Here is a 20,692-nt window from a genome sequence, read left to right on the forward strand (position 1 = left end):
GGATTAAGTGGATGGTCTACCTCGACTATAACGCATCGACCCCCGTGGACCACCGGGTTCTGCCGACGGTGGCTGAGGTGTTGTCGGAGTATGGGAATCCTGCCAGTGCACAACACCGTGCTGGGCAATCTGCGGGCGAACTCATTGAAGTAGCCAGGATCCGAGTCGGTTCCTTACTGCAGCGACCAGTGCAGGACGTGGTCTTCACGAGTGGCGCCACCGAGGCTGCTGTTCTCGGACTAGTTGGTGCCACGCTCGGAGCTTGCCACCGCCCGAACGTCGTGGTCTCCGCGGTTGAGCATAAGGCGGTTTTGGCGGCGGCGGAGTTGGGAGCGCACCTCTCCGGAGGTGAGGTGCGCAAGGTTCGGGTGGACTCAGCAGGTCGTATTGATTTAATGCACCTGGATTCACTCGTTGACGACTCGGTGTCCGTGGTTGCGATCATGGCCGCGAACAACGAGACGGGAGTTCTTTCGCCCGTCGAAGGGGCCGCTGCGACCGCACAACGGGTAGGCGCTCTGGTATTTGTCGACGCAACTCAGTTCGTCGGAAAATCGGAGTTGCAACCAGTGGCGAACCTCGCTGACCTAATGGTTTTCAGTAGTCACAAGATCTACGGCCCGAAGGGTGCTGGTGCGCTCATTGCAAGTCGCCACATCCAGAAGGTGTTGACCCCGCTATCTGCTGGCGGCGGGCAAGAACGGGGCCTGCGAGGTGGCACGCACAATACCCCATCGATCGTGGGTTTCGGTCTAGCTGCTGAACTAGCCATGACTGAGCAGAAGAAAGATTCGGACCGGATAGCTGTGTTGGCAAATGAATTCCTTGTGACCTTGAAGGAGCGCCTTCCTGGGATTGAAATGAATGGCGATGGCGCGGATCGTCTGACGAACACTCTGAATCTCAGGTTCATTGGCGCCGACGCTGAAGCCGTGATGGCATCGATGCCAACCATCCAAGTTTCTGCCGGCAGCGCTTGCCAGTCGGCGGTGTCGACGCCATCGCACGTTCTACTAGCCATGGGCCGAAGTGCCACTGAAGCATCTGAGTCGCTTCGCATTTCACTGGGTCGGCCTACCACCAGGGATGAGATTCGCATCGCAGCCGATGCCATTGTCAGCGCGGTCGTCCGCGTTCGCGAGCTGACAGCTGCTTAGGGGGACGACAGTGACACTCGAACAGGCCGCGACTCCGATGTTCGCGAATCATCAGACCTTTCACCCGCGGTTCGGGTGGATAAAGAAGGGGTACGACGCTGCGGCTCGTGACCCGAACGTCTTCAACGAGAAGCTAGCCCCGGTGGAGTTGGGGGTCGGCAAGAACATGGTCGAGGCGATCCGGTTCTGGACCCTTGCGACGAAGATGGTAACCAGACGTCCTCACCCCGACCGTCCCAGAATCTCGGTCTATGTACCGACGCGCATTGGCTCGGCGCTCCTCGACGATCAAGATGGCTTTGATCCCTATCTAGAGGATCCGACTACCCTCTGGATGCTGCACTGGCATGCGGTGTCGGCCCGGACGATACTGCCGGTCTGGCGGTTAGTGTTTAACGATCTCGGTGCGCTGGAATTTAGCGATGAGGATCTGACTCAGTACTGCGTCGATGAGATTGCCTCTACGACTTGGGCACAGCCACAACGAAGCAGCGTGCAAAAGGACGTGGACTGCCTCCTTCGGATGTACTCCCGGCGGGAGACCGAACGGCGACAGACACTCGATGATCTCCTCGATTCGCCCTTTCGTGAGCTCGGGCTGATCCGACCGTCTCCGGGTGGCAAGAAGAATGTCTTCCGAATCGTCAGGGGGCCCAAGCCGATGCTGACGGCAACGGCTATCACCTACGCGTGCCTCGACTACCTAGCCCGCGAGGTCGACGGCAGCAAGACAGTGTCCCTCAACCGACTTGCTTCAGATCCGGGAAGCCCTGGCCGGATTTTCAAGGTAACCGAGGACGATATCGCTGCTGCGGTTGAAGAATCAGCCGCGGGCGTAGGCCACCTTAGGCTCGCGAGGCCAGCGGGTTCCCGCCAGCTCGCGATTAGTGCTCCCCCGGGCGATGTGGCGTTCGAACTGCTCGCCGCACGCCTTACACAACGGGGCGTTGAGCTGCCGGAGGTCGCCGAGTTTGCACTAGTTGGTACCGCAGCGATCGAGCCCCAGCTGACGGACTCAGAAGTTGAGCGCAGAGTTCGAAGAGCGGGTCGGAAGAGGGAACAGCAGAATGGTGGCGCAGCATGACGACGGTACTCGCAGACTTCGTTAAGACACGAAGCCGGTTCAGTCGGTCTGCGAACGTCGAGCGCGATCACGGGGGATCTGCGATCGACGGTTACATCCCCACAGGACGAGCCCTCGATGTCATTGCCCGCATCGCTGCAGGTCTCGCGGACCCCTCCGCCGGCCGGACCTTTTCGATTACGGGCCCACATGGTGGAGGGAAATCGTCGTTGGCGGTTTTCCTCGATGGCCTGCTGGATGCGTCATCGACTGCGGACTTCAAAGCGGCTCACGCGGTCCTGGAAGACATTGACAAGTCCACCGATTCAGACTTGCGTGGTGGGATCCGGAAGCTGAACGCCACGAGCGCCGGTTTCATCCGTGCCTATGCGACCGCACGAAAAGAACCGGTTGGGGCAACGATCGCCCGTGCGCTATATGCCGGTGTTAGTCGGCAGATCGGCGCCGACCAAACTCTGGTACCGGAGTCTTACCGTCGAGCAAAGTCGGCTCCCTCCTCGGCGGAGCTGTTGCGTGCCTTTAAGCGTGTAACCAAGGTCCAGCCGGTTCTGCTCGTGATCGATGAGTTTGGGAAAAACCTCGAACACTTCGCTATGTCAGGTTCCGAAGGTGACCCTTTCCTGTTGCAAGAGCTGGCAGAGATGACGCAGGGCGCCGACGCGGCGCCGTTGGTCGTCATCACCATGCAACATCTGTCTTTTGACGAGTACATCCAAGAGAGCTCAACCGCTCGGCGGCGAGAGTGGTCAAAGGTCCAAGGCCGATTCCAGGACATCCCCTACGTCGAGACGCCGGCTCAATCTCGTCGTCTCATTGCTGCAGCGCTGGATCAACACCCCGCGCTGCGAGAAGCGGCAACACGATGGCTCAACAAGCATCGGGATCTCCTTGAGGCGCAAGGCCTGCGGGATATTGCGGAAGACGCTGCGGCGGCGATACCGCTACATCCGCTCGCCCTCGCTGTGCTACCCGAACTCTGCAGCCGCTACGGGCAGAACGAACGTACATTGTTTACCTTCATGACCGGCCCCGAACCTGCGGCGCTACCCCAGTACCTCGCGCGCACTCGATGGGACCGGAAATCGCCGATTCCGCTTGTCGGCGTCGACCGTCTCTATGACTACTTTCTGGAGTCCTGGAGCAGCATGATCGGAGTCGCCGACGGCGTCAGCCGATGGATGGAAATCGAGACACGGATCCGCGATAGCGCAGGGCTGACTGACGAGCAATTGCGGGCTTTGAAGACGATCGGGTTGCTCAATCTCGTCTCAAATGGCGGCCGTATCCGAGCGTCCCGTCCGCTACTTGAGTTGGCGCTAGCCACCGATTCAGAGGATTCACTCGACGTAGACCAGCTCCTGACGTCCCTCGTCGATACGGGAATTATTACGTACCGAGCCTTCTCCGACGAGTACCGGATTTGGCAGGGGTCCGACTACAACATGCGTCGGGTCATCGACAACGCCCGGCATAACTACGAGGGCGCCAGCCTTGTCGACCTCCTCAGCGACGCAGTCACTCTCGAACCACTTGTTGCCGGTAGACACAGCCAGCGAACGGGTGTCCTGAGGATATTCGGGCGACGCTTCGTAGCAGCGACTCCCAGTGTTGACGATCCGGTTGATCGCGCATGGGACGGCGTGGTGTTTTATTGCACCCAACCGGCTGTCGAAACCATTGCTGTCGAGCCCCTTTCGGACGGACGGCCGGCCGTCTACGTCATCCCCGAAGACGTATCAGTAGTGCGCGAGGCTGCAATCGAGGCAGCGGCCCTGAGCTCAGCACTCCGAAGCGCCGAAGATGAAAGCGCGGATTGGGTTGCCCGACGCGAACTCGTCGAGAGGTCGTCCGGCGCCCAACAGCGACTCCAGACGGCCATCGCTCAGGCCTGGGATTCCAGTGCGGAGTGGCTGGTTGCCGGTTCAGGTCAAACTCTCGACGCGAGACATGGTCTGTCAGCCGTACTATCCGAGGTTGCTGACCAGGCATATCCGGACACGCCGTGTATCGCTAATGAGATGATTGCCCGCCGCGAGCTAACCAGCCAGGGAGCAAAAGCCCGTCGCTTCCTGACGGATGCGCTTCTTTCGCACCGCGATTCCGAGGCGTTTGCCATTACCGGCTACGGCCCGGATCGGGCTGTATATGAGGCCGTCTTCAGGAAGACAGGCTTGCACCGTAGAGCTGAATCCGGGAAGTGGGTTTTGAGCTCTCCGACGGAACGAAGCTGGAAACCCACCTGGCGCGCATTGAATACGGCATTCGATGATGCAGTAGGTTCGCGAACGAACCTCACGATCGTCAGCGCACGCTTAACGCAACCGCCGATCGGGCTCAAAGACGGCATCGTCCCGCTGTTGCTGGTTGCGGGTCTCGTAGCCAGAAGCGATGAGATTGCACTGTACGAACACGGCAGTCTTGTCCTAGCGATCGACGATGCAGTTGCGGAGCGTCTAACAAAGAATCTCGGCCATTTCTCAATCAAGAACACCCAAACACGCGGCCAAGAACGTTCAGCGGTTATCAGTAGCCTAGTTGCCCGATTGGGTATCCAAAATCCCGCTCATGCGGGCGCACCGACGTTTCTGAATGTTGCAACGGCGCTTTACCGCGAGTTGAGGATCTTGCCGCCGTACGCGCAGAAGACAACCAGCGACCTATCTGAAGAAGCGGTACTGACCCGTGCGGCGTTCCACCAAGCAGCAGAACCTGATGTCCTGTTGTTTGAGACCCTACCCACGGTCTTCGGGCTTGAACCGTTCGATGGTGGCCGTCGGGTAAACCGGGCTGCGGCAGAACGTTACGCGGAGCAGCTTGCGGGTGTGATCGTAGAACTTCGGGAGTGCTATCCGCGGCTGTTGGAGTTCATTCAACACCACCTTGCGCAGGCGACAGCAACAACCGGTAGACAGCTTCCTGAACTCAAGAATGCACTAGAAGCTGACGCGACACGCCTGGACGGGCAGGTTCTTGAACCCCGATTGAGGGCATTCGTTGGAGCGTTGGGCCGGCAACTCGACGACCGGGCTTGGCTGGAAAACGTCGCGATGGTGGTGAGCGAAGGCCGCGCCCCCCGGGTATGGACCGACGACATTACCGGCCAATTCCCTCTCCGAGTTGCAGAGCTTGGCGGAGCGCTACGCCGAACGGTCGCTCTTCTTCATGAACGGCTTGCAGGGAATCTGAAGCAGGGGTATTCGACCAGTCGAATGACTCTCACGAGGCCAGACGGTACGGAGTCCATCGAGCTCCTCTCCCTGACAGACCAGGAGAAAGAAGTCGTCGACCCGCACTTCGACCGAATCCTTGAGGTGTTAGAGGGAACCGCGGGCTCGCGATCGGCGGCTTGTCGGATGCTCATGGCAAGGTTGGCGATAGAACACGAGTCGGCGCAGCCAGCGCTGATGACAAACACGTTCGGCAAGGAGGACCAACGCTATGGCTGAAGGCGTCCGCCACATTTGTGGCATCAGTGGGGGCAAGGATTCCAGCGCGCTGGCGGTGTATCTTCGCCACCGCGTGCCCGACCTGGAATACTTCTTCTGTGATACCGGCGCCGAGCTGCCGGAGACATACGAATACCTCGATCGTCTTGAAACGGCGCTTGGCAAGCCGATTGCCCGGTTGAACGCAAAAAAGGGTTTCGACCATTGGTTTGACGTCTACCGTGGCACTCTTCCCTCGCCCCAGATGCGCTGGTGCACAAAGAAGATGAAGATCGAACCGTTGGAAGAATGGGTTGGCGACGACCAGGTAATTTCGTACGTGGCGATCCGGGCGGACGAATCCAACCGCAAAGGCTATGTCAGCACCAAGCCGAACATCAGTGCGGTGTTCCCCTTTATCGAAGATGCCATCGACCACGATGGCGTCATGCGAATCCTCGACGAAGCGGGCATTGGCCTGCCTTCGTACTACGAATGGCGCACGCGCTCCGGATGCTACTTCTGCTTCTTCCAGCGCAAAGCTGAGTGGGTCGGTCTTGCGGAGAAGCACCCGGAGCTGTTCCAGCGGGCAGTCGCTATCGAAGCGAAGGTTCGCCAGGACGCTGGGGCCGATGGCGATGCTTCGTTCGGTGAGTTTGCGATGAAGGGCCGGCAGTACACATGGTCCGGCGGAGAGACCTTGCTGGAGCTAACTGCACGTCGTGAAGAGATCCTCACCCGGCATGCCGAAGCGCAGGAGCAGGCGAAGAAGCGGAAGAAGAACCGCCCGATCTGGGAGATTCTGGGTGAGGCACTCGATGACGACGACGATGCGATGCAATGTACCGTGTGCGCCCTATGACCGAGTGGCCTAACGTTCTGCGCGTGTCTATTTGTGGTCGTAGTGAGCTGGTGTACGTCGATGCCCCAGGGGCCTGCATTCCTAGATCATGACTACTTTTGAGGATCTGATTAGCCGCGCTGCCGACCCGCTCTTACAGCGGCTCGTGGGGCGTGAGATTGTCCATTTACTCGCCGGTCTCGACCCTCAACTTGCTAGGCCGGACCGGCTTGGTGAGATCGCGGTCGGTCTGCGGAGCCCCGCTGACATGCTTCTCGACAATGCCATTCGGCCAGAACTTTTGATGTTGCTTCCGCCCGGCAGCGCGCGGCTCCTCGCCCAGCGGCTTCGGTTGGAGGGAGATCCATACGTAGCGCTGTCTTCCATGTCTGTCCGCCGTGGTTCGTCGCGGGCCGCAGCATTGCTGGACTTCTTCTCTGTGAGTGACGAATCCGAGGAGCGCATAGTTCCGCCCGCCCTTGAAGCCGTGCTCCCGGACTATCCACTGTTCGATCACCAACGTCTAGCCGCGCGGCGCGTACTGGACCACCTGCGAGACGAGCCCCACCGTGTCATGCTCCACATGCCTACGGGATCCGGCAAAACTCGAACAGCCATGTCCCTGATCTCGACACTCCTCAATCAGGGAGAGCAGAAGCTTGTTGTGTGGCTGGCACATTCGGAGGAACTGTGCGAGCAAGCCGTCGAGGAATTCAAGAAGGCATGGACCGCCAAGGGCAATCGTCCGGTGGATGTTCAGCGGTGGTGGGGGCCACATGATCTGAGACTTCCTGTTATTCGTGACGGAATCGTCGTGGCGGGCCTCAGCAAGGCTTTCGCCTCTGCCCGCCGGTCATTGGTGGATATAGGAGCCATCGCTGGGCACACGAGTCTCGTGGTCATGGACGAGGCGCATCAGGCGATCGCCACGACATACCAGCAGCTCCTCGAGGTCTTGACCGAAGCCGGTCGGCCGGCGCCCTTGCTGGGCTTGACCGCGACTCCGGGGCGGACTTGGAACGACATCGATGAAGACGAGCGCCTGGCAGACTTCTTCTACCGAAGAAAAGTTTCATTGGAAGTCCGCGGCTACGACAACCCGGTTCGCTACCTGATCGACGAAGGCTATCTGGCTGAGACGGACTTCGTCCAACTCGACTACACGTCGAATAGCGAACTGTCGCCGGCCGATCTTGCGGAACTCGCTGATGCACTGGACATTCCACAACGAATTATCCAGTCCCTGGCCGCTGATGAGCAGCGGAACATGCTCATCTTGAACCAGACCGAAACAATGTGCCACAAGCATCACCGAGTGATTGTCTTTGCGGCCACCAAAGACCACGCGGTGGTCCTCGCGACGGTGCTACGTGCGCGTGGCTACTGGGCGTATGCGGTCACGGGTGAGACGCCGAAGGGTGATCGCGCGCGCATTATTAGTTCATACAGGGCAGCTAGCGATGAGCCGCGAGTGATTGTCAATTACGGTGTTTTGACCACTGGGTTCGACGCACCGCAGACCAGCGGCGCCGTCATTGCGCGGCCGACAAAGAGCTTGGTGCTCTTCAGTCAGATGGTCGGGCGGGCCACGCGCGGGCTGAAGGCGGGCGGCAACAAGACGGCACAAGTTGCGACCGTTGTGGATACGCGACTGCCCGGGTTTTGCAATATGGCTGAAGCATTTGACAATTGGGAGGACGTCTGGTGAGTGATATCAAGGATTTCGACATTGTTCCGACGGCGCTTGCCGTCAAGGCGATGCGCGACAACGGTTACAAGAACGCCGCTTACGCAATCGCGGAGTTGATGGACAATTCTATACAGGCTGGCGCAAAGACCGTGCAGCTCCTTTGCGCGGATCGTCAAATACAGGTCGAGCAGCGAGCCCGGAAGCGCCTGCACGAAGTGGCGGTGCTTGACGATGGTTGCGGCATGGATGCCGACACGCTGAGGATCGCACTTCAATTCGGCAATGGGACTCGGCTGAATGCGCAAGAACAAACAGGCATGGGGCGTTTTGGAATGGGTCTTCCGAGTGCCTCGATATCGCAATGCCAACGTGTCGATGTCTGGAGCTGGACCGATGGTGCCGACAACGCGCTGCACAGCTATATCGATCTACCCGAAATCAACGCTGGGCGTATGCGGAATCTCCCGGAGCCGCAGCGTAGGGCATTGCCAAGGATCTGGTGCACAGCGGCCGGGCAACGTGAGTTATCGCGTAGCGGAACTTTGGTCGTATGGAGCAACGTCGACAGGATCCTTTGGCGTACGTCAAAGGCCCTGATTGATAATTCGGAAGAGCTGATCGGTCGGATGTACCGGTACTGGATCGCAAATGACAAGGTCGCGATCGTCTTGAAGAGATTCATGTATGACGAACCGGGCAGCATCGAACAGGAGCGGTACGCGAAGCCAAACGATCCGCTCTATTTGATGGCGAACACAAGCTGTCCGGCACCGTTCGATGCTGAGCCCATGTTTCGCCCCTTCCCTGCCCCTGGAGATAACGAAATCCCGATTACAGTCCGGTCCAAGGGCGAGGATCACGTTGTAACGGTGAAGCTGTCCATTGCAACTGAAGCGGCGCGCAACAGCGGCGGAGGCCAGGCAACTGGAAACCTTGCCTACGGACAACATGCAGGCCGTAACGCAGGTGTATCCGTCGTACGCGCAGGCCGTGAATTGGAACTAGACCCTGCTTGGACAACCACATATGACCCCCGTGAACGCTGGTGGGGAGTCGAGGTATCGTTCGAGCCCGGTTTGGATGAATTGTTCGGGGTCTCCAACAACAAGCAATCGGCACGAAACTTTGCGGAGGCAGCGAAGATCGACGCTGGCGCCATCATCAAGGAGCATGGGGGCGTGTCGGCCGCGCGTGCCGCACTCAGGGACGATGAGGATCCGCTCGAACCCTTGTTGGAAATTGTCCATCGTGTTCAGACGAATATCAAATTGATGCGGGACATGATTAAAACCCAGGCGGAGGGTAAACGGCGGAGGACTCGGCATGCAGAGGCCTCCGTTGAGAGTGCTGCCAGCGAAGTCGTGCGTCGGCGCCAGGAAGAAGGCCACCAGGGGCAGAGCGATCAAGGCGAGGGCAAGCCAGCCGACGAACGTATAGCGGAAGTTGCTGATCAGCTTGAACACCACGGACATTCGCGTGAGTCTGCTGAAGTGCTCGCCGCCGAGACGATAGACAAGGGACTGAAATATCGGATCGATGTAGCATCCCTTGAAGGCGGAGCATTTTTCTCAGTCCAACCCCGAGGAGGGATCCTTCTCGTCACCCTGAACACGGATCACCCCGCTTATGATCTTCTGCTCGGTGCTCGTGATCCTAGTAGCTTGCCTGACGACACGGAGAAGTTGAAGGAGAAGCTACAAGCTGCCCAATCTGGTCTCGAGATGATGCTGTTCGCCTGGGCGCGATACGAAGATGAGCAGCCAAATGACCAACGGCGTGTTACTCAGAACGTCAGATACGACTGGGGACGCATGGCAGAGGCATTCCTTGGAAGTCGACAATAGGCTCGACGATGATTACGGCCGACGACATAGCACTGGCACTCGACCAATCGGACGAGCCTCTAACGGTTGACGAGATCGCTGAAAGGGTTGGGGCCTCCGCCGGCGATTGTGAAGCTCTGCTATGGCAGAGTCACGAGCGGTTCATCTGGCAACCCGGGCGTAAGTGGGCGCTAATGACTGTCAAGACGCGGGCGTTGCGTAGGGGATCGCACGACGCGCCCGATGGCCGGGCGGGTCTGCTCTCTTCGAGCGACCCTGGGGAGCTGCGGGCACTGACCCTTTCGAGTGGGGTCACCATCAGGGTCAGCCAGCATCCGCTCGACTCGGATGCATTCTTTACCGTCCGCTCAGCTGGGAATACGGTGCTGATGACCCTCAACTCGACCCATGAGTTGTTCGCAAGCATGCCAATGCCGTTTATCGACAGCAGGCACTCTTCATATAAGGAGTTGTGCGAGGTACTTCTTAGCGCGTGGGCGCTATACGAGGACAGCCTCCCCGGCGGAGCTACTCGGCGGGCTGCGGAGGACGCTCGGCACATGTGGGGTAGGCGTTCGATCGAAATCTTGCAGGAGCCAGACGCGTGAGGCCCCTGGGTGACGCCGTTCTCGATCTCGCCGCCTCCAGTCGGCGGGAGTTCGTGATGTGCGCTCCCTTCGCGAAAGCTGCTGTCGTACGGGAAGTCCTAGCTGCGATCCCTGAGGGCGTCCAGATAGCGCTGTATACGAGGTGGCGGCCCGACGAGGTTGCAGCTGGGGTATCGGATACGGAGGTACTACCCGCGGTTCGCGGTCGCGGGGGAATGGTCTACCTGCATGACCGATTGCACGCAAAGTTCTATCGGAACGAGGTGGACACCTTCGTCGGCTCGGCGAACCTAACTGCATCTGCGCTCGGATGGGCAGCCAATTCAAATCTAGAGCTGCTAGTCCACGTAGACGGAGAGGCGGTCGAGTCATTAGAGGAACGCCTGGTCTTGGAAAGTGTTGCTGCGACCCAGGATATCGCTCGCCGTGTTGAGGAGATTGCTGCGCTCTTGCCGCGCTGTCCGGCGGAAGGGCCTTCCCTCATTACTAGGGCTGAGATACTAGAAGAGTGGTTTCCCCGTTTGCGCATACCAGCTGATCTCTTCCTAGCGTACCGAGACGGTGTCGACACGCTGGCGTCTACGTCGGCGGCTGCCGCGGGTGTCGACTTGCTCGTGTTAGACCTCCCGCCTGGACTGGCTCGTCAGCAGTTCGAGGCTCTCGTCTCAGATCGCCTCCTTGGCCAGGCATTTTTCAAACGGCTGGATCACTTCCTGACGCGTCAGCGGCGGTTCGGCGAAGTGCGGGACATGATTATGCAGGCTCTGTCATACGATCGGGACGAAGCGGAGACGATCTGGCAGACAGCGATGCGATGGATGTTCGAGTTTCTTCCCGAGAGGTATTCCTACACAGTTCATCGCCGCACTGAACTAGTTTGCCTCGCCGCCACAGGAGTGCGATGACTGAACAACAGCTGTACGGTCAGGTCGCGTCGATCCTCGAAGCCAACTCGTTAGGTTGGAACGAGACCTCGGATGGCGTGATGTACCTCCGGTTCTCTAGCGCCGGAGTTTCTATCGAGGTGGGCAGTTGGGGGTCTCAAGCGGTAGTTCAGATAAGTTCGAGTGTCTTGACTTCAGTCGGGGCCGACGAGGACTGCGTGTTGCGCGAAGTCAACCGACTGAATGTTGAGACGCAGTTTGGTCGCTGGGTGTTTTACCCGGAGTCGCGTGCCGTCTGTATTGAGTACTTCCTCCTTGGCGATAACCTCCAAGAGGTGGAGCTCATGACCATACTCGCCGCGCTTGCGCGGGCCGCGGACTACCATGACGACTCTTTGCAGGAGATTCTCGGCGGCAGACGGGCTTTCGAACAATAGGCGTGGTGTGGTGATAGCGAATGGACGAGTGGACTAGCTCCCGGCACAGAACGGCAATAGGCCGCGGCGACTTATCCAGGCCCGTGCGGCAAGCACTGCTCGATGAGGTCGTCCGTCCGGACATGTCTGTGCTCGATTATGGCTGCGGGCGAGGGCAAGATGCATTCCGACTCCAACGGATGGGGTTAGATGCGATCGGCTGGGATCCCTACTATGCTGCGGATACGCCACTAGTTGAACGGCAGGCTGTATTTCTAAATTATGTTTTGAACGTTATCGAAGATGTCGGTGAGCGTCGAACAACCCTCGACGCCGCATGGGCCCTAGCGGCGCGGGTCCTAATCGTCTCGACTCGTCTGAAGTGGGAACTCTCCACACTCAATGGTACGCACAGTGCCGATGGAATCGTAAGTACTCGCAACACCTTCCAGCATCTCTATAGTCCCGCTGAACTCCGACAAGCAGTCGAGGATGCGACGGGTACGCGGTGCGTGTCACCGGTCCCGGGTATCGTGTATGCCTTCCGCAACGATTCGGACCGATTCGCATATTTGGCACGCGGCGCAATCACCGGTTTCGAATGGGCTGACAGTCAGAATTATGCATCTGCTGTTGCAGAGATCATCGCGTTCACTGAGAAGCGCGGCCGACCGCCGCTATTTGAAGAGATTCCCCCAACTGTTCTGCCACTGCTCGGCAAGGTATCGCGAAGGTCAATGCTCGAGGTCATCAGCAAAGGGGCCTCACGTGATCGCATTGCCGAGGGAACCCGACGGGCGACGCTAGACACTTTACTATACCTAGGGACGTCCATATTTAATGGTCGCGCCCCCTTGAAGGGGCTACCGGTCGGCGTCCAGGCCGATATCAAACATTGCTTCAGTAGTTATCGCGAAGCGTGCGCACGGGCCGACCGACTTCTAATAAAGATACGAGACGATGCATATATCCGAGGAGCTATGCAGAACTCGCCCGGAAAGATGACCGCGACTGCTCTATATGTGCATAAGCGCGCCGTTCGGGAGATGCCTGTCGTACTGAAGCTGTACGAGCATTGCGGTTTCGTTGCGGCCGGCCGGCCTGAGGGCTGGAATATTCTAAAGTTGGAACACCGCGGGCGGCGTGTCTCCTGGTCGTCGTATCCAGATTTCGATGTTGATCCACACCCGACGCTTGACTGGACTTATGGCGTTGAAATGTCGTCGTTGGAGTCGGCTCTTCAGCGGTTCGGCGACAGAAATAACCGGCCGATCTTACACCGGAAGGAAGAGTTTCTGGCCCCGCAGGATCCCGATATCGAGAAGTATCGACGGCTAACGCAGGCTGAGGTTCGGGCCGGCCTTTACCAGAATCCCACACGTATAGGATTGGAAGCCGGTTGGGCTGAGGAGTTGGCTCGATGCGGTGTAACTCTGCGCGGTCATCGGGTCGTCAAATTGAAATGAAAAGGCGAGATGCGCTAATCGATCCATACCTTTGCGCTTACCGCGAGTGAAGCGCTTCGCGGAAACTAGCTCCCACTTGCGCAATCCCCGTTCGGAACCGTTCAGTAGTATCGTCTGTCCACGTCATTGGTGCGTGCCCGCCACATGTCACGCCTGCGACTTTCTCCAGCCACTTCTCGTCGCCGCCGCAAGACATGATGGCCCCGACGAAGGCTGCTAAGTCTGCATCTAAATTTTGCGTGGCGATAGTACGTGCTTGTTTGACTAGATCGGCGCGGAGCTCAGAAAGCGGGACCACGCCTAGCGATACAGCTTTTGCTAGCTGTTGACGTATATCGTTAAGGAGGTTTGGATAGGCAGATTGTAATTCATTAATCGCCTTGAAAATTCCGACGGTATATTCACCAGCTGCGACGCTGTTCAGGCGTTCCGATCCCGTGAATGGTTCAATCATCAGCACGGTAGGGAGTGTCGCGAAAAGCAGTGTGTCGGGCTCTGATGCGCCCCTGAAGCATTGGCGTACGGCTAGTGAATCTCGCGACAGTGACTTGGTAGTCTGCAGCGTATAGGCTGGCATCGCCAGCAATCTCCGGTAGAGGGTGGCTACGACTTCCATCAAGGCGGAAGAGTCAGGCGTGATTGTTAGTTGGAGGCGTCGTGCCAAGATGTCTAAGAGTGCTTTTCTTTGTCCGTAGAGAATCTGCGGATTCTTAACGCTAAAGGCGGTGATGTTTTCAGACAGGCGACTGGCTGCGCCGTCATCAAGGGAGTCAATGAGATTCTCGTCCTCGTATAGGACTAGGTCACTCCTGGTGAGGAGGCCAGCAATCAGGATGAGTCGAAGGACCTCGGGGTTTGCGTCAAGGGCTTGACTGGACATCTGCAACGCGATTTCGCTAAGGCTGATGGGTGTCTCAGTGGCGCTACCGAAGCTATCGGTCATGGCCGTCCAGATGGCCAGCCAGTCCGGGCGAGTGGGTCGTGCCACGGTCCACTCACCTAAGTCGTTCTGATGGTGGATGGTGGTTGAACGAAAGATCCGGTCATGGACCGCGCGCTCTGGGCTGCCAGCCTCAGTGGCAAATGCCTGGGATTGGAGGTGATTGGGCATGGCCGCGGCAAGGGAATGAAAGGCCTTAGGGTCTAGGCCGTTTCGATTGCTGCCAAGGACCTCGGGGTCGGACATGGCCTGTGTCGACGGCAACTGAATACTGACCAGTGCGCGGCAACTGAAAGTTGACCAGCTTCCTGGAGACCCTTGGTTATCGGCCAAGGGAGGAAGCGAGTGTTGAGCGTGGAGGACTGGGCAGAGATCCGGCGGTTGCGCCGGTCGGAGCGATTGCCGATCTCGGAGGCAGCGCGGGTGTTGGGGATTTCTCGGAACACGGTGAAGGCGGCCCTGGCTTCGGAGGGTCCGCCGAAATACCAGCGTGCGCCGGCGGGGTCGGTGGTTGATGAGGTTGAGCCGAGGATTCGTGAGCTGTTGGCGGCCTATCCGCGGATGCCGGCGACGGTGATTGCCGAGCGGATCGAGTGGTCGTATTCGATCCGGACGCTCAGTGAGCGGGTGCGGGAGTTGCGCCCGGTGTATCTGCCGCCGGACCCAGCGTCACGCACGACCTATGTGGCGGGTGAGATCGCTCAATGCGACTTTTGGTTTCCCGATATCAAGGTGCCGGTCGGTTACGGTCAGGTCCGCACCGCTACCGCACTGCCGGTGTTGACGATGGTGTGTGGGTATTCGCGGTGGGCATCGGCGCTGCTGATCCCTACACGCAGCACAGAGGATCTGTATGCCGGTTGGTGGCAGCATCTTTCGATGCTGGGTGCAGTGCCGCGGGTGTTGGTATGGGACGGTGAAAGCGCGGTCGGGCGCTGGCGGGCACGACAACCTGAACTGACCGCGGCATGCCAGGCGTTTCGTGGCACGCTGGCGACCAAGGTGCTGATCTGTAAGCCGGCTGACCCTGAAGCCAAGGGTCTGGTGGAACGGTTTCACGACTACCTCGAACGCGCATTCCTGCCGGGCCGGGTATTCACCTCACCGGTGGACTTCAACGCCCAGTTGGCCGACTGGCTGGTGCGAGCCAATCACCGCCAACACCGGGTGCTGCAGTGCCGCCCGGCCGATCGGATCGATGCGGATAAGGCGGCGATGTTGGCGTTGCCGCCGGTCGGGCCGAGCGTGGGATGGCGCAATTCGACACGACTGCCGCGCGACCACTACATCCGCCTGGATGGCAACGACTATTCGGTGCATCCCGGCGCGGTCGGGCGGCGCATCGAGGTCACCGCAGATCTGGCTCGAGTCCGCGTCTGGTGCGCCGGCACCCTGGTCGCCGACCATGGGCGGATCTGGGCCAAACACCAGACGATCAGCGATCCCGAGCATCTCCAAGCCGCCAAACTGCTGCGCCGCGGCCGCTTCGATGTCCTGGCCGTGCCAGCTCACGTCGAGGTCGAACAACGCCGACTGACCGACTACGACGCCGCTCTGGGCCTTGATGGGCCGGTGGCGTGATGGTCGCCAAAGCCGGCACCAGCAGCCGGGACGTAACCGCCGAACTGGCGTTTTTTACCCGGGCCTTGAAAGCGCCGACCCTGCGTGAGGCCGTTGAGCGGCTCGCCGAACGGTCCCGAGCCGAGACCTGGAGCTACGAGGAGTTCCTGGCGGCGTGTCTGCAGCGTGAAGTATCTGCTCGTGAATCCCATGGCGGTGAAGGACGCATCCGAGCGGCCCGCTTCCCGTCGCGGAAATCATTGGAGGAGTTCGACTTCGACCACGCTCGAGGCCTCAAACGTGACCTCATCGCCCATCTGGGCACCCTGGACTTCGTCGTCGCCAAAGACAACGTGGTGTTCCTCGGCCCGCCGGGAACGGGCAAAACGCATCTGGCGATCGGTATCGCGATCCGGGCATGCCAGGCCGGTCACCGGGTCCTGTTCGCCACGGCATCGCAATGGGTCGATCGCCTAGCCGGTGCCCACCACGGCGGCACCCTGCAAGCCGAACTCGCTCGCCTGGCCCGCTACCCACTACTGGTCGTCGACGAAGTCGGATACATCCCGTTCGAGCCCGAGGCCGCCAACCTGTTCTTCCAACTGGTGTCCTCCCGCTACGAACGCGCCAGCCTCATCGTCACCTCCAATAAACCCTTCGGACGCTGGGGCGAGGTCTTCGGCGACGACGTCGTCGCTGCCGCCATGATCGACCGCCTCGTCCACCACGCCGAAGTCATCGCCCTCAAAGGAGACAGCTACCGCATCAAAGACCGAGACCTCGGCCGTGTCCCCACCGTCACGGCCGACGACCAATGAACCCCAAGCTGGTCAATTTTGGATTGCCGACAACTGGTCAGTTTTCAGTTGCCGTTGACAGCCTGAATCCTGTCGTCGATGCGGTGCACGTGGCAACATCGGGTCCGCTGCACGGATAGGTGACAGTTCCTGTGACGCAGCCTGACTGGTGCGTGTGGTCATGATGGTTTCGAATTAAATCAGGGTCAACCGGCCGAGGGCGAGTTGGTGCCGGCGGAGGTGCCTAAGCAAGGGAGATCAATTGCCCAAGCAGCGGAGAATCTGCGACAACGGTGTCCGCAGAGAATCCGTCGAGCGGTATCACTGCTGCTGCGCGAATGCTGATTGACAAGCGCGACTCATCAACGCCCCCTCCTCCGATCGCAGCAAGGCGACCAGCTGCTTCAGCCCGAGCGTCCTCGTCCAGGTCCATACGGAGCATGAGAATGTCGCTAGCGTAGTCGGGAAGTCGGCCCCAGCCATCACTTTGATCGTGAGTTGACCGAAAGTAGCTCGCCACATCCCGAAACAAGATTGTTGATAGAGGAAGTGATTCGCAGAAGTACGGTTCGGCATTAAGGCCAGCAGTTGTGCTGGTTGTTGATCTGGACAGGATCTGGCACACGCGCTCTGCGTGCAACACCGCCGCACCCCAACCTCTCAGGTGAGATGCGCCCGGTCCATTCTGAAGCGAACCCCACCACCAACGGGGCGCGCTGCCCGTAAGTAGGTAGCGAACGAGGCTTGCTTGTGCAACATGTGATCGTGATCCTCGCCATGGCGGCGTGTCTGGTGGGTTCCAGCCGTTGTAAAAGCAGTAGTACGGATGCACTTCGTGCCCGGGTCGCGCCAACGCATCATGGCCCTTAGCGGCTTCCGCTAGCAGATTCTTCATCTGTTGCCCCGTTGAGTGAGGATGCAGAAGCTCGCTATAGCGTGGAGTGTCGTTCTGCGTTTCGGGTTTCGGGTTTCGCCTGGAACCGCAGGCATCGCCACCGCGTCCCTCCGCCGATCCACCATTCCCAGTCGGCTCCAGTAGTCGCTTCCTCCTTGCGGGTGAATTGGTACTGCGGGACTCCTTTCTGGTTCGCGTCTGTGCCGCGCAGCAATTTTTTGGTGAGGAACTCTTCATCGAGGACCGATGAGCCAGGTATGCGAGGTCCCCACTCTTTCTGGCGTTCAGACCAGGTTTGCATCCCAAACGTGTCGCACGCTTCGGCTGTCTTGATCAACCGACTCAACATCTCAATGCGTTGCATCTCGACACTCGCTTCTGCATTCCAGCATTCTGGCAGCCGCGGCGCAGAATCTCTACATCGTGGATCCAGCCGTCGCCGAAGTCATAGTGGTATTCGAAGCCGGGCGCCAGGTCTGCCAGCCGGGCACCGGCCTCGTCACGCATATCTTCGGGCCACACCTTCTTCGTCGGGGATCACCATGCCGTACGTGGCGTCGGCGGTGACGAATTGGTGCAGGTGCGAGTCCGTCCAGCCGATGCCGGCCTGCAGCAGATCGTGTAGCTCGGGCAAGGTGGCCGTCGACGGCACGTCGAACACCCGGAGCACCTTCGGCTCGACGTCGCGCAGCACCACCTGCAGCCGAGCGGTGATCACACTGCAGCCATCGCTCCCGGTGCCGCACAGCACTTCTTGTATTTGCGTCCCGAACCGCACCAGCACGGATAGTTCCGGCCCGGCGGCCAGGCGATCAGCGAGGCGGCATCGGTGATCGCCAGGTGCTCGGCGTATCCGATACGTGACTCAGCGGAGTCGGGGTCCCGGTCAGCTTCGGCACACCAGGCGGTGAACGCCGCCACCGACACCGGCGCGATCACCAGGGTGGGAAATCCCGCTTCGGACAGCTCCTCGAGCCGCTGCTGCAGCGCGACGCAGTACGTCGAATGGGGTAGCGGCCCCGCCGATTCGGCCATCAACTCGGTGGCCGCAAACTCCGGCCATGCCGCCAGTGCGTCGTCGTAGTCGCCGGTCGGCAGCCAGGCGAGCACCATCTTGTCGAACGGGTCGATCGGGGAGTCCTCCGCCGGCATCGGCCACTCCGGATGGTCCTGCTCGAGCGCGTCGAGAAACTCCTCCGCCTGCTGCTGCAACTCGTCGGCGGACTGGCCGAGGTGTTCCAGACTCTCCTGGCGCAGTTCGTACAGCTGGTCGGCTGCGCCCTCGGGGTCACCGGTGGCCAGCGCCAGTTGCAGGCCCTTGGTCAACCAGTCCAGTGCGGTGACGTGGTCACCGGTCTCGGCGTACTCCAGCCCGGCATTGTTGTACAGCCATACGTCATCGGGGGTATCGGCGAGCACTGCCGCCCAGATCGGCTCGGCTTCGGCGATGCGGCCGGTGCGCATCAGGATCTCCGCGCGCAGGCACCGTGCGTCGGGTGTCAGTTCCAACCCGGTCTCGACGGCCCGGTCGGCGGCCACCAGCGCGTCGTCGTAGCGGTCCAACGCCTGGTATTCCTCGCTGAGGTACAGGTACAGCTCGCCGAGCTCGAAATGCTTCGCGGCGCGCTTGTCGGTGTGGCAGGCCTGAACCGCCTGTTCCAAGGCGGTGACGAAACGTTGGTTGTCGCGGGGTTCGGCGGTCGCCGCGTCAAACAGTTCCTGTTCCAGCTGCGCCCATGGATTCGCCATGGCCGTCATCCTGCCGTATGGGGGTGGGCGCCGCCGCCTACCGCCCCTGATCGCGCTGCGGCGCCCACCCGACATAGGTCAGATACAGCCCGATCAGGGCGAACAGCACGTAGGCGGCGCGCGCCCAGCCCTCGGCGTGCATGGCGATGTTGGCAGTCGACATCCCGGCGTCGGGGAACACACTCAACGCGAACCCCTTCAGGGCGGTGATCCAGCCCGTCACCGAGACGAAGAGCGCCGCCGGGCCCCGCCAGTACGGGTGAAACGCGACCACGACCAGACCGGCCAGCAGCGTGAACGCCCCGGCGACCCACAGCAACAACGGATCGGTGCCGGACTCCGAGGCGCGCTCCCAGACCTGCGGGGCACGGAAGATCGCCGAGGCGGTGAGGATCACCAGTAACGGGCCGAGCACGCGCGCGAACATCCGGGTGCGGTCCTGCACGGCGGTGGTGGGAGATAGAACCGAGGTAGCCATTGTTCTGCCCTCCTAGGGTTATCTCCCCAGGTTACGAGCGTTATCTCCGCACCGCTATCGGCGGCGCCGACACGTTATCAGCCCGATACCCGCCCGGTGCTGGTGTCCAACGTCAGATCCCACGCCGCCAACCACGGCGTAATGGTCTGGGCGATCGAGAACGGGTGCGGGTCTTCGCACTTGGGTTCCGAGTAAGTGCCGTCGGAGACCGCGATATAGATGCCGACCGCCTCGGCGGTACCGTCCTCGCGCAGCCGGTAGGTGGGCCCACCGGAATCCCCGCAGGTGCCGCCGGCCTCGAAGCGGACCTTGTTGGCCTCGCTGGCCACCACCGGCCCGCATACCGGACCTCCGCTGCGGATCCCGTAGTGACACAGCACATCACCGACGTCGACGTGCTCGGCGACACCGACCACCGGATGTCCGTCGACCATCGAGGTCAACGGGATCTTGCCCGGATCGTCGATGCTGATCAGCCCGATGTCGTAGTCGTCCCAGGTGCTGCCGTCGTGCACGGTCTCGGTGAACGCGCCGATGGTGCGAAACGCCCATACCCCGCCGTGGCGGATGTCGACCTGTCCGGCACCGCCGTCGGGGTTGCAGTGCCCGGCGGTCAGCAGCGCGGGCCGGTCATCACGGGTGCGCACCAGGAACCCGGCGGTGCAGATCTTGGTCTCCGGTTGGCCGTCGGAGACGACGCTGATGCCGATACCGGGCCCGATCGCGTCCGCCGAGGGGATGGTCGCCTGGGAATGCATCGGGTGGGTGCGATTGACGTGCACCAGGCCGGCGAAGATCGCGGCCACCACCACGGCGATCCCGATCCGCCACGCCACGGTCTTGGCGGTCTGCCAGCGGCTTCCTCCGGTCACCGTCGTC

17 protein-coding genes are annotated in these 20,692 nt (G+C 60.3%); 11 read left to right on the forward strand and 6 right to left on the reverse strand.

Going from position 1 to position 20,692, the window contains the following annotated elements; translation table 11 throughout:
• The first annotated feature begins 11 nt into the window (after positions 1-11).
• The 9 genes from RCP38_RS02725 to RCP38_RS02765 all read left to right on the forward strand — a co-directional run bounded on the left by RCP38_RS02725 (position 12) and on the right by RCP38_RS02765 (position 13,394).
• Positions 12-1,157: a cysteine desulfurase family protein gene (locus RCP38_RS02725; protein WP_308475450.1), complete on the forward strand. Its 1,146-nt coding sequence runs from the start codon at positions 12-14 to the stop codon at positions 1,155-1,157.
• A gap of 10 nt (positions 1,158-1,167) precedes the next feature.
• A complete protein-coding gene (locus RCP38_RS02730) occupies positions 1,168-2,241 on the forward strand; it encodes a DUF4007 family protein (protein ID WP_308475452.1) in 1,074 nt (357 codons plus the stop codon).
• 209 nt (positions 2,242-2,450) lie between these two features.
• Positions 2,451-5,687, forward strand: coding sequence for a hypothetical protein (locus tag RCP38_RS02735; RefSeq protein WP_308475453.1), 3,237 nt, complete (start codon positions 2,451-2,453; stop codon positions 5,685-5,687).
• Positions 5,680-6,528: a phosphoadenosine phosphosulfate reductase family protein gene (locus tag RCP38_RS02740; protein WP_308475455.1), complete on the forward strand. Its 849-nt coding sequence runs from the start codon at positions 5,680-5,682 to the stop codon at positions 6,526-6,528. Before RCP38_RS02735 ends, RCP38_RS02740 begins: the two co-directional genes overlap by 8 nt.
• Before the next feature lie 88 nt (positions 6,529-6,616).
• Positions 6,617-8,215: a DEAD/DEAH box helicase gene (locus tag RCP38_RS02745; protein ID WP_308475457.1), complete on the forward strand. Its 1,599-nt coding sequence runs from the start codon at positions 6,617-6,619 to the stop codon at positions 8,213-8,215.
• Positions 8,212-10,041 carry an ATP-binding protein gene (locus RCP38_RS02750; RefSeq protein WP_308475459.1) on the forward strand — a complete coding sequence of 610 codons (1,830 nt, stop codon included), beginning with the start codon at positions 8,212-8,214 and terminating at the stop codon, positions 10,039-10,041. The genes RCP38_RS02745 and RCP38_RS02750 overlap by 4 nt, the downstream gene beginning before the upstream one ends.
• 583 nt (positions 10,042-10,624) lie before the next feature.
• Complete coding sequence (locus RCP38_RS02755; protein ID WP_308475460.1) at positions 10,625-11,533, forward strand: phospholipase D-like domain-containing protein; 909 nt, start codon at positions 10,625-10,627, stop codon at positions 11,531-11,533.
• A complete protein-coding gene (locus RCP38_RS02760) occupies positions 11,530-11,949 on the forward strand; it encodes a T3SS (YopN, CesT) and YbjN peptide-binding chaperone 1 (RefSeq protein ID WP_308475462.1) in 420 nt (139 codons plus the stop codon). The genes RCP38_RS02755 and RCP38_RS02760 overlap by 4 nt, the downstream gene beginning before the upstream one ends.
• Before the next feature lie 20 nt (positions 11,950-11,969).
• The gene (locus RCP38_RS02765) at positions 11,970-13,394 is read left to right on the forward strand and encodes a DNA phosphorothioation-associated putative methyltransferase (protein ID WP_308475464.1); all 1,425 of its coding nucleotides are present in this window, start codon (positions 11,970-11,972) and stop codon (positions 13,392-13,394) included.
• Between the two features lie 37 nt (positions 13,395-13,431).
• Here the strand turns inward: RCP38_RS02765 and RCP38_RS02770 are convergent, their stop codons facing one another.
• Complete coding sequence (locus RCP38_RS02770; protein ID WP_308475465.1) at positions 13,432-14,382, reverse strand: hypothetical protein; 951 nt, start codon at positions 14,380-14,382, stop codon at positions 13,432-13,434.
• A gap of 297 nt (positions 14,383-14,679) precedes the next feature.
• Between RCP38_RS02770 and istA the strand changes: the two genes are divergently transcribed.
• Both istA and istB read left to right on the forward strand, forming a co-directional pair.
• Complete coding sequence (gene istA / locus RCP38_RS02775; protein WP_308475466.1) at positions 14,680-15,915, forward strand: IS21 family transposase; 1,236 nt, start codon at positions 14,680-14,682, stop codon at positions 15,913-15,915.
• Entirely contained in the window at positions 15,915-16,712 is a 798-nt protein-coding gene (istB, locus tag RCP38_RS02780) for an IS21-like element helper ATPase IstB (protein WP_308475468.1), read from the forward strand. The genes istA and istB overlap by 1 nt, the downstream gene beginning before the upstream one ends.
• 1,216 nt (positions 16,713-17,928) lie before the next feature.
• On the opposite strand, the gene RCP38_RS02785 is transcribed toward istB, so the two are convergent.
• The 5 genes from RCP38_RS02785 to RCP38_RS02805 form a co-directional block, all read right to left on the reverse strand.
• Positions 17,929-18,093, reverse strand: a complete 165-nt coding sequence (locus RCP38_RS02785) for a hypothetical protein (RefSeq protein WP_308475469.1) — start codon at positions 18,091-18,093, stop codon at positions 17,929-17,931.
• Positions 18,086-18,304, reverse strand: a complete 219-nt coding sequence (locus RCP38_RS02790; protein ID WP_308475470.1) for an IS1096 element passenger TnpR family protein — start codon at positions 18,302-18,304, stop codon at positions 18,086-18,088. The genes RCP38_RS02785 and RCP38_RS02790 overlap by 8 nt, the downstream gene beginning before the upstream one ends.
• A complete protein-coding gene (locus RCP38_RS02795) occupies positions 18,301-19,335 on the reverse strand; it encodes a tetratricopeptide repeat protein (RefSeq protein ID WP_308475472.1) in 1,035 nt (344 codons plus the stop codon). The genes RCP38_RS02790 and RCP38_RS02795 overlap by 4 nt, the downstream gene beginning before the upstream one ends.
• Before the next feature lie 37 nt (positions 19,336-19,372).
• Positions 19,373-19,813 (reverse strand): hypothetical protein, encoded by a 441-nt coding sequence (locus RCP38_RS02800; protein ID WP_308475473.1) that lies wholly within the window; start codon positions 19,811-19,813, stop codon positions 19,373-19,375.
• Positions 19,814-19,890: 77 nt separating this feature from the next.
• Positions 19,891-20,685 (reverse strand): chymotrypsin family serine protease, encoded by a 795-nt coding sequence (locus RCP38_RS02805; RefSeq protein WP_308475475.1) that lies wholly within the window; start codon positions 20,683-20,685, stop codon positions 19,891-19,893.
• Positions 20,686-20,692 lie beyond the last annotated feature (7 nt).

The sequence above is a fragment of the Mycolicibacter sp. MU0083 genome (assembly GCF_963378075.1).
Lineage (GTDB): Bacteria > Actinomycetota > Actinomycetes > Mycobacteriales > Mycobacteriaceae > Mycobacterium > Mycobacterium kokjensenii.

Excerpts from the sequence above, each read along its gene's own strand:
- RCP38_RS02725 (WP_308475450.1), top strand. The coding sequence starts at position 12 with ATGGTCTACCTCGACTATAACGCATCGACCCCCGTGGACCACCGGGTT.
- RCP38_RS02740 (WP_308475455.1), top strand. The coding sequence starts at position 5,680 with ATGGCTGAAGGCGTCCGCCACATTTGTGGCATCAGTGGGGGCAAGGAT.
- RCP38_RS02745 (WP_308475457.1), top strand. The coding sequence starts at position 6,617 with ATGACTACTTTTGAGGATCTGATTAGCCGCGCTGCCGACCCGCTCTTA.
- RCP38_RS02760 (WP_308475462.1), top strand. The coding sequence starts at position 11,530 with ATGACTGAACAACAGCTGTACGGTCAGGTCGCGTCGATCCTCGAAGCC.
- RCP38_RS02765 (WP_308475464.1), top strand. The coding sequence starts at position 11,970 with ATGGACGAGTGGACTAGCTCCCGGCACAGAACGGCAATAGGCCGCGGC.
- istB (WP_308475468.1), top strand. The coding sequence starts at position 15,915 with ATGGTCGCCAAAGCCGGCACCAGCAGCCGGGACGTAACCGCCGAACTG.
- RCP38_RS02785 (WP_308475469.1), bottom strand. The coding sequence starts at position 18,093 with ATGCGTGACGAGGCCGGTGCCCGGCTGGCAGACCTGGCGCCCGGCTTC.
- RCP38_RS02795 (WP_308475472.1), bottom strand. The coding sequence starts at position 19,335 with ATGGCGAATCCATGGGCGCAGCTGGAACAGGAACTGTTTGACGCGGCG.
- RCP38_RS02800 (WP_308475473.1), bottom strand. The coding sequence starts at position 19,813 with ATGGCTACCTCGGTTCTATCTCCCACCACCGCCGTGCAGGACCGCACC.